Genomic DNA, 11813 nt, shown 5'->3' on the forward strand with positions numbered 1-11813 from the left:
GCCATGAGTCATAACATCTTTCAACATGCATCCGTCATTGCCAAGGAGTTATCGGAATCCGTACAGCAGGTGGATGCTGGCCAGATCGAGGAATTGATTGAACGGATCGTGCAATCCGATGCCGTCTTCTTGGCAGGGGGAGGCAGATCCGGCCTGATGATCCGAGCTTTTGCCATGCGGTTAATGCAGATGGGATTTAAGGTTCATATCGTCGGCGATACGGTAACACCGGCCATCGGAGCGAATGACCTGCTTCTTATCGGTTCAGGCTCCGGCGAAACGCAAGGATTGGTATCCATGGCTCGGAAAGCCAAAGGGATCGGGTCCGCGGTTGCGGTCGTAACCGTGAGACCGGAATCGAGTATCGGCAAGCTTTCGGATGCGATGGTCCAGCTTCCGGGAACAACGAAGGAGCAGAATCAGGATATCCTCGTCACCGTTCAACCGATGGCTTCATTATTTGAGCAAAGCATGCTGATCGTGCTCGATGCGATTATCCTGAGATTGATGGAAAAAAGCAAGCTTCGCTCAGACCAAATGTTTAGCCTGCATGCCAATTTGGAATAAGAAGAAACGGTGACGATGATACGTTTGCCGCTTTGATGATATCCCCGCAACCGTTGTATACTATAGGGAAGAAGGGGTGATGCATTATGGCAAACGAGGTCAAGCAGCGAATTAATCTGAAGGAAATAAACTGCCATAAGGAGTTAACCCTGGCGGTCATCGGCGGCAAATGGAAACTGATCATCCTCTGGCATCTAGGTTTGGAGGGCGTGAAACGCTTCGGTGAACTGAACCGAATGATTCCCCACATCACGCAAAAAATGCTGACCAATCAGCTTCGTGAATTGGAGGAAGACCAGCTGGTCCACCGCATGGTTTACCCTGAGGTTCCCCCTCGGGTGGAATATTCGCTTACTCCCTACGGGGAGAGTTTGATGCCGATTTTGAAATTGATGTACGATTGGGGAAAAGATTACGGCGAACAAGTCATCTGGAAAGACGGCGAGTTGCCTGAGAATAAAGACGATGTACAGGCAGCGGAACAAGCGGTCGCCCAAAAGCTGTAATTTTTCTCGAACCTGCATGCGAATGCAAGTAGGAAAAACCCTCCTTAAATTTTAAGGGGGGTTTTCGAGCGTGATGATGTTGCATTCTGAAGAATTGAAAAAAGGCGAACCAGCAGGTTCGCCTCCGCTCGGTTGAGCTTCCTCAATCGATGTCATTATTGCTGGCTTTCAAGGTGTTCAGCGAGTTGATCAAAAGTACCGCCAAATCCTTGTTTCACCATTGGAGCCATTTCATCAAACGCTGCCAGTTCTTCGGCAGTCGCGTTTACAGGGCCTCCCTGCATGGTAAGCGTAGTTTTTCCGTCGATTTCTTCAAATGTGATGATATTCATAATTTCTAGCGGCCAGTTTGCGTTAAAAGGTGCACGTATCGTGTTCCCTTCCTCATCTGAGAATGATTGAACGAATACCAGCTTCTCAGGTTCGATAACTTCCTGATATACAAATTTACCCCACATGGCTTGACTGCCGTCCGGAGACTTCTGACAGCCTAGAAACATGCCTCCGGGACGTACATCCATTTTGATAACGTCTAAGGAAAACCCTTGAGGACCCCACCATTTGCCGAAGTGTTCAGGGTCGGTCCAAACTTTAAAAACCAGTTCCCGGGGGGCATTGAAAACACGTGACAGAAGTAAGCCTTGTTTGCTTTGCTCGGTCATTTGAATTCCTCCTAAGAAGAAGGGTAGCGACAGCTACCTTTTCTTTTGCATTTTTTCTAAATAATCCTCAAGTTGATCGAAGCGCTTTTCCCAAATACTGCGGAACGAGTCCAACCATTCGTCCATTTCTTGAAGCGGTTCAGGGCGTAGTTTATAAATTCGTCGATTAGCCTCCGCTTGAACTTCTACCAGTCCAGCTTCATACAATATTTTTAAATGTTTGGAAGTCTGAGGTTGCCGGATTTGAAGACATTCGGCAATCTGATTGACGGTTAAAGGACCTTCTCGTAACAGTTCGACCATCTGTAATCGGTTAGGTTCGGCTAGCGCATGCAACGTTGTCTGTTTCATGGGACCTTACCCCCGATCTGGTTATTACAACGAACTTGATGCTTGAACTAATAATTCGGATAGCTGTTCATAGTCAGGAGTATCGTCTTTTCGAATTTTGAGCCATTTCCGTTCGGGTGGACCATCGAAAGTTGAAGGGACTTCTAGATTGGTTGTGTTCATGATCATAAAGGCGATTGCATCTTTGGATGGCGAAATCACGGCTGCATAGTGTCCGTTTTTGAGAAAATGCGGTTTTTTGTACTGAATCTGTTCTTCTACCTCCGGAATGGCTTCATGGACCATGAGTCGAAGTTTTTTGCCGACTTCTGCTTGCCAAGGCAAACTCAGGTTTTCTATGAACGAAATTACGTCTTGGCTCATAACGTATCCTCCTTATTTGTAAAGATTAACCAATGACTGATTATAATATACCATTATGAGAATATTCTTGTAAAGGAATATTATGAAATTGATTACCGGAGATTGGAGATTTTTTCTGCTTGTAGAAATGTTTTTAAACGTGAAGGATTGACAATTTAATGGAGGGGATATATCATCATACCATAAATCGTAATTATTACGATTAAGGAATGGAGGAAGTCATTTGATGAATTACAACAATAGAATTCCGGTTACTGTTCTTAGCGGTTACCTCGGTTCAGGCAAAACGACGGTACTGAATCATGTGCTTCATAATCGCGAAGGATTGAAGGTAGCGGTCATCGTGAACGACATGAGCGAAGTGAACATCGATGCTGATTTGGTGAGAGGGGAAGGAAGCCTGTCACGAACGGATGAGAAGCTGGTCGAAATGTCCAATGGCTGCATCTGCTGCACGCTCCGGGAAGATTTGGTGCAGGAAGTTCAGAAGCTGGCTCAAGAGAATCGTTTTGATTACATACTGATCGAATCGACGGGAATCAGCGAGCCCGTGCCCGTTGCGCAGACCTTTGTTTACCCGGATGAGGTGTCCGGCGTACAGCTGTCCGATCTCGCCCGGCTGGATTGCATGGTAACGGTGGTGGACGCGAACCGATTCTGGAAGGATTTCTCTTCGGGGCAAAGCCTGCTTGATCGGAAGGAGGCGCTGGGCGAAGAGGATACGCGGGAAGTGGTGGATTTGTTAATCGACCAGGTAGAGACTTGCGATGTGCTGCTGTTGAACAAATGCGATTTGGTAAGCGAGGACGAATTGGCCAAGGTAGAGGGCATACTGCGAAAACTTCAGCCAAGCGCCAAAATCATCCGTACCGTAAAAGGGCAAGTGGCACCTGCGGAAATTCTGAATACCGGCTTATTCGATTTTGAAAAAGCCAGTCAGTCCCCCGGCTGGATCCAGGAGCTTCAGAAGGAGGAGCACGTGCCGGAAACGGATGAATACGGCATCAGCTCTTTTGTCTATCGGAGAAGAAGACCGTTTCATCCGGAGCGACTGGCGGCATTCATGGGTGATTGGCCGGAAGAAGTCGTACGTGCGAAAGGGATCGCTTGGCTGGCCGTACGCGAGGATGTGGCGGCAAGTGTAAGCCAGGCCGGGCCTTCGATTCAGTTCGGGCCTGCAGGATACTGGGTCGTGGCTTTAACCGAGCAGGAGCAGCAGGAGCTGTTACGAAGTGAGCCGGATGTGCGAAGAAAATGGGATAACGTCTGGGGAGATCGGATGACCGAACTCGTCATGATCGGTATTGGGATGGAACAGGAACAAATCGAGCGGGAGCTGGACGAGTGTTTGTTGACCGACCGGGAAATGCAGCTGGACTGGTCAACGTTTCACAATCCGCTGCCATGGATGGCCATCGAAGAGCTATCGCTATAAGGATGTTTATCTGTTCGATCCGGTTATGGAATGCGGTAATAGTATTAAAAAAGCCAACTCGTCTAAACGAGTTGGCTTCTTCATTCGGATTATAATCTGTTTCATTATTTGTTGATCAGTTGGCCAGCATAGGCCTGCACGTTTAGCGGAGCTGTCAGATATTTTGGAGCTTTAGCCACAAACGCCTGAAAATGGCTGCTCGCATTGTGGAGCCCCACAGCTTCCTGGTCTTTCCACTGTTCAACCATGAGATACGTGTTATCCTGCTCCGTATCTTTGAGCAGCTTATAAGATTCATTTCCTTGTTCCGCACGGGATGCTTCAATAAGCTCTTTTACGGATTCCAGAAATTCTGTCTCATGTTCGCTGTTAACTTTCATTTCTGCATGAATAATAATCATCGTTGTGCCCTCACTTCCACTCTGCAATACGATCAATAGGAAGACGAGTCGTCAAACGCGCTTCTTTGGCAGCTTTACCTACCGAGATGAGCATGACCGGCACATAACGTTCCTTCTCCATGCCAAATGCTTCTGCAATTCGGGATTTGTCGTATCCGCCGATAGGGTTCGTGTCATATCCACGGGCACGGGCAGCAAGCATAAGCTGCATGGAAACCAAGCCGCTATCTATAAGGATCATTTCACGGAAAGCCTGTGCCGGAATACGTGCGAACAGATCGGTATAGTTTGCCATCATCTGATCTTTTATCTCTTGCGGCAGATAACCGCGTTCTACAGCAGTGCCCATAATTTCATCTGCATTGTCGAATGCGTTCATATCTCCAAATACCGCAATGACTGCCGAAGAAGTTGAAACTTGTGTTTTGTTCCCTGGTGCAAGCTCTTCAAGCGTCGCTTTTCCTTCCGGGCTATCAACGACAAGAAATCTCCAAGGCTGAAGATTAACGGATGACGGAGCCAAAGTCGCTTCTTCCAAAATTTCAGTCATCTCTTCACGGCTGATTTTGACCGATGGGTCGTATACTCGCACAGAGCGGCGGGAAGTAATAATTTCTTTATAATCATTGTTTAGGGTCGTTACAGACATGGTATTCTCTCCTTTAGTCTCTATAAGTTAATCAGTTTTGCTTGGGTGTTTCATCTGTTGAATCTGGCTGTTCAATTTCTGTAAAGCATGAACAAGCGCAAGTCGTTCTGATTCCGTGAGGTCTGCCTGCAGTTCCTCCATAAATCGATCTTTCTCCGCCTTAAACGCTGCGACTTTACTTTTGCCCACTTCAGTTAGCTGAACCAACGTAATCCGGTTGTCATTCTCGCATCTCGTCCGCAGAAGCAATCCTTCCGCTTCCAGCTGTTGAACATGACGGGTCACCGCAGCCGGATCGATAGACACTGCCTTCTGGAGATCCGACTGGCTAATTTCGCCGCCGGTCAGTTTGCAGAGGAGTTCCAGCCGATTGGGACTAACGCCGGCACATCGTTCAAACCGAGTCGCAATGTGCTTATTCAGATGCATGAGCAAGTACAGCAGGTCTTGTGTATGGCATGTAGAGATGATAAAGACCTCCTTCAATTCATTGACTCATCAATGGTTGATGGGTCAATCATATAGGTTTATTTTCTGAAAATCAAGTCTTTTGTATAAAAAGCGAATCGAGTCCATAGTTCCTTCAGATAATCTGAATCCTGGGAGAGCCCGAGAATTCTGAATCGCATTTGATGTATAATAGGTGTAAGATTCCTAATTCATAGAATGAATGAAAGATTCGTTTTCATTGAGAATGTAATGCTGACGCATGAACAACATAAATCAGGAGGACAAGATTATGGCAAAAGCAAAAGTTCCAAAGCGACCCACCAGGGATGAGTTTGTACTGGAAGAGCTCGGAAATCAGCTTACGGAAGCTTATCAGGAGGAATCGGTCATCGTACTGACGGTCTGGGGATGGGAAGAGGCGGTCCGCGGACAAATCGATCAAATGGACTCCCGTACAGGGAAGGTGCATATGAAACAGAACGGCGTCATTACGAAGGTTCCTTTTATGGATATTATGGAAGTGAATTATCCCAGGGACTAATCATAAGCAAACCGAGAAAAAGGAGATCCCTGAGGATCTCCTTTTCTTTTTTTCATATCCCTGCATGCATTCAATGTCACTGCACCACGCCGCTGAGCAAGTCCTCCCACTCCTGCACAATGCGCGTTTTTTCCAGACGATGGCCGATTAACGTAAGATAGCCTCGCTGCAGCTTCAGCGTACTGGGCTCGATGGCAAGCTGTGAGCCTGCCCATTGAACCAGGGAAGGACCCGTGGAAAGCTGAATATATCCTTTGGCCCGCAGCAGGCCGGAACCGCGTGCGGCGAGAAAGGTTTCGACGAGGCTGATCTCAAGCGGGAAAGGGGTCGGAGCCGATAGAGTCAAGGTATCGAGGCCGGTATAGGAATGGCTGCCTTCCCCGGCCTCTTCTCCGTGAACATGGCGATGCTCATTATGAGTGAGAGCTCCTTCATGGTTGCGGCGCACCAGCTTGCTCCGATCTTCTTCGCTGGTCCAAGGGCTGCCTTGCAGGCGATCCGCAGGACTCCCTTGCCGGTTTGAAGAATGAGATGAATGGCTATGATTCTCCGTTGGCTCTAGCTGAAGGGCCGCAAACATTTCATGCTCATCCAAACGGCTGTAGTCGGTTACGGACAGGCTTGCCGATGCATTGATTTTTCTAATGGAGGTAATGACTTTATGGATCTGTTTCTCTTCGCATTCTCCCGCCTTGTTCAAGATGATCCAGTCCGCGAAGCTGATTTGTCCCCGCAGGGTACGGACCAGCTCTCGACTGGATGCAAAGAAGCTGTTGTACTCGAGAAATTTGCTGCAGTCGGCCAAGGCGATTTTGCCCCGGATCGATATTTGATCCACCAGTGACGGATCCTGCAAATCCTCAAGAATCTGTTCAGGATTCGCCACTCCGGTTGTCTCGATGAAAACGAGGTCGGGCTTCCGGTCTAACAGGCTTTTCAAGGCTTTCCCCAGCTCGTCTCGTTTGGTGCAGCAGATGCAGCCGTCAAGCAGCTTCTCGATCGGAAGATTAGGCATTTCACCGGACAGGATATCGCCATCCACGTCCTGTTCGCCCATCTCATTCATCAGGACGGCGGTCCTCCATTGCCGTTTGGCGGCATACGCCAGCAGCCTGAGCAGCAGCGTGGTTTTGCCGCTCCCCAAAAATCCGCTAATCAGCACGACGGGTATCTTGTTCATTTATTGATTTCCTCCTTGGTCTCGATATCATTCGAATACAGTTCATCAAAATCTGCGACAGAGTCCGGATTCGTGAAAATGTAAGGGGATGACGGCTGCTCGATCGGCTGAATCCGTTTCGCTTGAACTTGCAGCGTTTCCTTACCGTCCACAATGTTCACCTGGATCGTGCCAACGATCTGAACCCATGCGTCATTCGCGAACAACGAAGCATTCGCCGCGCGCACCATGACCCCGAACGGGACGGCGTCAGCCGTGCAGCACATCACGAGGAAGCGGCTGACGGCAAAGGTGTCTTCGTTCATATGTCCATCGCGGAAAACAAATCCTTGGACGGTGATGGCCTTTCCTTGAAAATGCTGTTTGTACATATCCATGGCCCCAACGGTCTCCGAGAAAATGTCCGGCTCCACTCGGATGACGGGTAAGGTATATAAGCGCTTGGCCAGCTCCGCGAATTCCACGCTGTAGATGTCTTTGGGAACAAAACGCTCGTTCAGTGCGATGTCCTCCGCTGCCGCCAGGTCATCATTCGTTCCATGCTTCTCCATGCCCGAAACGGCGGGAGCATTCCGCTCCTCGGTTTTACGGCGAACATCGGGGTTCGGATAGGTGTAGATCATGCCTTTTTTGGCCGCCATATCGCTGCCGAGGGCTTGGTCCGGCAGGAGCAGGCCGAACAGCAGCGGCACCGTGAATAACCCGTAAACCGATATGTTTTTGATCAGTCCGCTGGGCAGGGGGTGCTCGCAATCGCACACCTCGCCGGAAGCTCCCGCAATGGCGTGCCACAGCATGCCGAAAGCTATGAACAACAGCGGCACGGGACAGAGCAGAAGCAGGGTCTGCATATGGGGAGCCAAGTAATAGTCCAGTGAATTTGATGCGTTCAGATGCATGATATAGGCGGCCAGAGCTGAGATAAGCAGCGATCGCAGTATATAGTGGCTTCGCAGGCTCAGCCTGGGCTTCACGTCCCGAACACCTCCAATCTCAAGTGGATATCCGAAGGCATAACAGCCTGAAGGTGCCGTTATTCCAACCGTTTTTGTGTATTGCCTCTCCAGTTTGTTACCTACACCTAACCGCCGAATAGCGCGTTGACGGCTACAGAGCCGGTAAAGACAAGCGTAATTACCAGCAGGCTTAAACCGATCACGAATTTGGTCCTGAAGGTAGCCGACAGCATGAGCAGGCTTTTGAAATCCAGCATCGGGCCGAGGACCAGGAAGGAAACCAGCGGGCCGATGGTAAAGGTGTGCGTGAATGCCGATGCCACGAAGGCGTCCGAAGTCGAGCAGAGGGACAGGATGAAGGCAAAGCCCATCATGAACAGATAGGAGGCGGCAGGACCGTTCCCCAGAGCCAGCAGCTCCTCCCTCGGAATGAAGGATTGGATGCAGGCCGTCAGGAAAGCGCCCAGGACTAAATATTTGCACATCTCGATCAGCTCGTCTCCGGCGTGGACAAACATGCTTCTCCAGGTTTTGGGATGCTCATGCAACAAACGTTCCCCCTTGCGGGAGCCCTGTTCGGCGAACTCTTGAAAGGAACGCTTCAGGGGGCTGCTTCTTGAAAAAACATAAACGAGCAAACCCGTCGTCACCGCGACTGCAAAAGCCAGTCCCATTCGTCCGATCGTCACTTCGGGATGCGATCGGAAGGCCATGATCGTTGATGCGAATACAATGGGATTCAGAATAGGACCGCTGAGGATAAAGGTGACGGCGATATAGGCGGGCATACCCTTCAGCATCAACCTGCGAACGACCGGGATCATCCCGCATTCGCAGATGGGAAACAGGATGCCGAGCATGGAAGCGAACAGGACGCCAACCACCGGATTCTTCGGCGTGAGACGCCGCACCCATTGCTCTTGTACGAACAGCTGCAGAAGGGACGACAGCAGCACGCCAAGCAGAATAAAAGGAAGTGCCTCAAGGAAGATGCCCGTAAAGACGGTTTTAACCTGCTGTAGGTCTTGGCTGGATATGGGGGTTAAGTCCTTCTGCAGCCATATCGTCAAGACCGGAATCACGAACACAAGCGGAAGTATAAAGGGCAGCATTTTGAAGATCGCCGGATATCTCATCAAGACCTCCTGGAGCGAATTGTTCTTAGGACATTCTATGCTTGTACTTTCGGCAACATACGTGATTTCAGGCAATAAATCAAAAACCTTACGATTAAAGAGCAGCCGCATAGCCGGTGGCGCGAAGTCCAAAGTCGTGATATATTAAAAAAAGTTATCCATGTGTTACTGGCGTAGCTTGGGTTACCAAGAGGGAGCACATGGGATCATATGCCGTACGCCTGGGCAAGAGGTAAGGAGACGTTCGAGTCGCCTTGCCTCTTTATGTTTTTTAATACAATGGCGAAGGAGCGGATTAGCATGAGTAAGGAACCCGTAATTTTGGATGGGAAAAAGGTATCCGATGATATCAAGGCAAAGCTGGCGGTGAAGGTACAAGAATTGAAACAGCAAGGGGTAACCCCTTGTCTGGCAACGATTCTGGTTGGCGATGATCCTGCTTCGGCGACCTATGTACGGATGAAGGGAAATGCGTCCGAGCGGCTTGGCATCTTATCCAAGAAAGTAGTGCTAGAGACATCGACAACGACGGAGGAGCTGATCGCCGCGATTCAAGCACTGAACGAGGATCCGAACGTCCACGGTATTCTGCTTCAGCACCCGGTACCGCACCATATCGATGAGCGGGCGGCTTTTGATGCCATCGACATGAAAAAAGACGTGGATGGAGTAACCACGCTCGGGTTCTCGCAAAATGCGTTTGGTTTCGCCGATTACCCGTCATGCACGCCGGCGGCGATTATCGCGATTATGGACTATTACAGCCTGCCGATCGAAGGGAAGCATGCGGTGGTGGTCGGACGCAGTCCGATTCTGGGCAAGCCGGTATCGATGATGCTGCTCAATCGCAACGCCACGGTTACGATCTGCCATTCGAGAACGAAGAACCTTGGGGAGATTGTGTCCCAAGCGGATATTGTGGTTGCGGCCGTAGGCAAGCCTAATTTCATTCAAGGGGACTGGATCAAGCCGGGTGCCGTCGTGTTGGACGCCGGTTACAATAAAGGAAATATCGGGGACTGCGATTACGAAGCCTGCGCCAAGGCGGCATCCGCAATCACGCCGGTACCGGCGGGAGTAGGCCCCGTGACGATAGCGACATTGCTGAAGCATACCGTCGAATCGGCCGAGCGAACCGTCCAAGCTTAAGGGAATGCACTTGACCATTAGTATGTGAAGCAAGGCTGCACCCTTGAATCATCCCCTTCGAATCCTTCATTTCATGCCAGAGCCTGGAACATAGAAGCCAATATGGACCATGCAATGCTAGGCTTGGAGCCCGCATTTCACGGATCCCTGGACGTCATGGTATAGTTAGGAATAAGAGAAATACGAAGGGGAGAGATTCATGTTTATACGAATCATGGCCTGTTGTGCGGGACAACAGGGAGCTCCAGAGAATGATCCGTTCGATGCAGCGCTGCTAACGGCTCCGGAGATCTTGGCATGAAGAACACGATAGCCGATATTGCCCACAAAGCCGGAGTTGCCAAAAGCACGGTCTCCCGTTTCTTGAACGGAGGATCCGTCAGTCATGCGACACGCCGCAAGATTGAGCAGGTTATTCAGGAAACCGGCTATATCCCGAATTCTTTTGCGCAAAGCCTGAAAGCCAAAAAAACGAGCATGATCGGCACCATTATGCCGCGTCTGGACTCCTTCTCCGCATCGCAGACTGTCGCCGGCATGGACGAGGAATTAAGAAAACACGGATATCAGCTACTGATCATCAACGCAAGCCAGGATTTATCCAGGGAGATCGAAGCGCTGTATGATCTCGCCAGACAAAAAATCTCAGGCATTATTCTGTTCGCCACGCAGGTGACGGAAACCCATCTTGCCGCGATTCAAGAGATCGGCATTCCGGTCATTCTGCTCGGACAACAGCATGACCATGTCCACAGCATGATCTATAACGATTATGCCGCAGGTTATGAAATGGGCCGGTACGTGCTGTCGATGGGACATCGTCAAATTGCCTATATCGGGGTGACGGAAAAGGACGTAGCCGTCGGAGTCAAGCGGAAGGAAGGGTTCCTCAAAGCGGTAAGCGAGTATGAAGAGGCGGAAGCGGTTCTCTATGAGAGTGGATTCAAGATGTCGGATGGTGTGAAGACGGCATGCTCCATGTTTGAGTTGAACCGAACGCTGCCGACGGCCGTGGTCTGCGCCACGGACAACATTGCGCTGGGCGTGATGAAAGCGGCGCACATGAAAGGCATCCCTATTCCCGACCGAGTTTCCGTTACCGGATTTGGCGGATACGACGTAACCGAGGTGATTCATCCCGGGTTAACAACGGTGAAATATGGATATTTCCAAGCGGGCCACCTCGCGGCACAGCATATTATGAAGCTGGTCAACGACGAGCCGGTGGATTTCCTGACGGTCATGAATTGCGAGATGATTCATCGGGAAAGCGTTGACAATCTGAATTAGGTATTTTATACTTCAAATAACGGAACCGGTTCCAATCCGAGTGCTTGCTTGGTATTGGAACTGAGTTCATTATTTTTACCTTTGATTGGAACCGGTTCCACTGCAGTTGAGTTTATTTGTGTGCACGCGTTAGCATGATCTGTTTGATTTTTCAGCAAGACCATTTATAAGGAGAAG

General features: G+C 49.8%; 15 protein-coding genes and 1 riboswitch. Of the genes, 6 read left to right on the plus strand and 9 right to left on the minus strand.

Annotation, left to right across the window (positions count from 1 at the left end; translation table 11 throughout):
* The first annotated feature begins 3 nt into the window (after positions 1-3).
* Positions 4-567, plus strand: coding sequence for a 6-phospho-3-hexuloisomerase (gene hxlB, locus BMX45_RS03055; protein ID WP_090908439.1), 564 nt, complete (start codon positions 4-6; stop codon positions 565-567).
* A gap of 86 nt (positions 568-653) precedes the next feature.
* Positions 654-1073, plus strand: coding sequence for a winged helix-turn-helix transcriptional regulator (locus BMX45_RS03060; protein ID WP_090908440.1), 420 nt, complete (start codon positions 654-656; stop codon positions 1071-1073).
* Positions 1074-1228: 155 nt separating this feature from the next.
* Here the strand turns inward: BMX45_RS03060 and BMX45_RS03065 are convergent, their stop codons facing one another.
* From BMX45_RS03065 to BMX45_RS03075, 3 genes are read right to left on the minus strand one after another with little or no spacing between them, the layout of a single operon-like run.
* Positions 1229-1735 carry an SRPBCC family protein gene (locus BMX45_RS03065; protein WP_090908441.1) on the minus strand — a complete coding sequence of 169 codons (507 nt, stop codon included), beginning with the start codon at positions 1733-1735 and terminating at the stop codon, positions 1229-1231.
* A gap of 33 nt (positions 1736-1768) precedes the next feature.
* Positions 1769-2086 (minus strand): ArsR/SmtB family transcription factor, encoded by a 318-nt coding sequence (locus BMX45_RS03070; RefSeq protein WP_090908442.1) that lies wholly within the window; start codon positions 2084-2086, stop codon positions 1769-1771.
* A gap of 24 nt (positions 2087-2110) precedes the next feature.
* Positions 2111-2449 (minus strand): DUF1801 domain-containing protein, encoded by a 339-nt coding sequence (locus BMX45_RS03075; protein ID WP_090908443.1) that lies wholly within the window; start codon positions 2447-2449, stop codon positions 2111-2113.
* A 226-nt stretch (positions 2450-2675) separates the two neighbouring features.
* Between BMX45_RS03075 and BMX45_RS03080 the strand changes: the two genes are divergently transcribed.
* Positions 2676-3884 (plus strand): GTP-binding protein, encoded by a 1209-nt coding sequence (locus BMX45_RS03080; RefSeq protein ID WP_090908444.1) that lies wholly within the window; start codon positions 2676-2678, stop codon positions 3882-3884.
* Positions 3885-3988: 104 nt separating this feature from the next.
* Here the strand turns inward: BMX45_RS03080 and BMX45_RS03085 are convergent, their stop codons facing one another.
* The 3 genes from BMX45_RS03085 to BMX45_RS03095 are packed head-to-tail and all read right to left on the minus strand — an operon-like array spanning position 3989 to position 5363.
* Positions 3989-4285 (minus strand): putative quinol monooxygenase, encoded by a 297-nt coding sequence (locus BMX45_RS03085; RefSeq protein WP_090908445.1) that lies wholly within the window; start codon positions 4283-4285, stop codon positions 3989-3991.
* A 10-nt stretch (positions 4286-4295) separates the two neighbouring features.
* On the minus strand, positions 4296-4934 hold the full coding sequence (locus tag BMX45_RS03090; protein WP_090908446.1) for a nitroreductase family protein: 639 nt from the start codon (positions 4932-4934) through the stop codon (positions 4296-4298).
* Positions 4935-4961: 27 nt separating this feature from the next.
* Entirely contained in the window at positions 4962-5363 is a 402-nt protein-coding gene (locus tag BMX45_RS03095) for a MarR family winged helix-turn-helix transcriptional regulator (protein ID WP_228468886.1), read from the minus strand.
* A gap of 310 nt (positions 5364-5673) precedes the next feature.
* Between BMX45_RS03095 and BMX45_RS03100 the strand changes: the two genes are divergently transcribed.
* A complete protein-coding gene (locus BMX45_RS03100; protein ID WP_090908448.1) occupies positions 5674-5925 on the plus strand; it encodes a YolD-like family protein in 252 nt (83 codons plus the stop codon).
* 76 nt (positions 5926-6001) lie between these two features.
* On the opposite strand, the gene BMX45_RS03105 is transcribed toward BMX45_RS03100, so the two are convergent.
* The 3 genes from BMX45_RS03105 to BMX45_RS03115 form a co-directional block, all read right to left on the minus strand.
* A complete protein-coding gene (locus tag BMX45_RS03105; protein WP_090908449.1) occupies positions 6002-7105 on the minus strand; it encodes a CobW family GTP-binding protein in 1104 nt (367 codons plus the stop codon).
* On the minus strand, positions 7102-8079 hold the full coding sequence (locus tag BMX45_RS03110; protein ID WP_090908450.1) for a TIGR03943 family putative permease subunit: 978 nt from the start codon (positions 8077-8079) through the stop codon (positions 7102-7104). Before BMX45_RS03110 ends, BMX45_RS03105 begins: the two co-directional genes overlap by 4 nt.
* Positions 8080-8186: 107 nt before the next feature.
* Positions 8187-9197 (minus strand): permease, encoded by a 1011-nt coding sequence (locus tag BMX45_RS03115; protein WP_090908451.1) that lies wholly within the window; start codon positions 9195-9197, stop codon positions 8187-8189.
* A gap of 154 nt (positions 9198-9351) precedes the next feature.
* Positions 9352-9431: riboswitch (ZMP/ZTP riboswitch) on the plus strand.
* A 66-nt stretch (positions 9432-9497) separates the two neighbouring features.
* Here BMX45_RS03115 and BMX45_RS03120 point away from each other — a divergent pair.
* Both BMX45_RS03120 and BMX45_RS03125 read left to right on the plus strand, forming a co-directional pair.
* Positions 9498-10346, plus strand: coding sequence for a bifunctional 5,10-methylenetetrahydrofolate dehydrogenase/5,10-methenyltetrahydrofolate cyclohydrolase (locus BMX45_RS03120; protein WP_090908781.1), 849 nt, complete (start codon positions 9498-9500; stop codon positions 10344-10346).
* A 297-nt stretch (positions 10347-10643) separates the two neighbouring features.
* Positions 10644-11636 (plus strand): LacI family DNA-binding transcriptional regulator, encoded by a 993-nt coding sequence (locus BMX45_RS03125; protein ID WP_090908452.1) that lies wholly within the window; start codon positions 10644-10646, stop codon positions 11634-11636.
* The last annotated feature ends 177 nt before the right edge of the window (positions 11637-11813 follow it).

The sequence above is a fragment of the Paenibacillus sp. cl141a genome (assembly GCF_900109305.1).
Taxonomy (GTDB): Bacteria; Bacillota; Bacilli; order Paenibacillales; family Paenibacillaceae; genus Paenibacillus_AQ; species Paenibacillus_AQ lautus_A.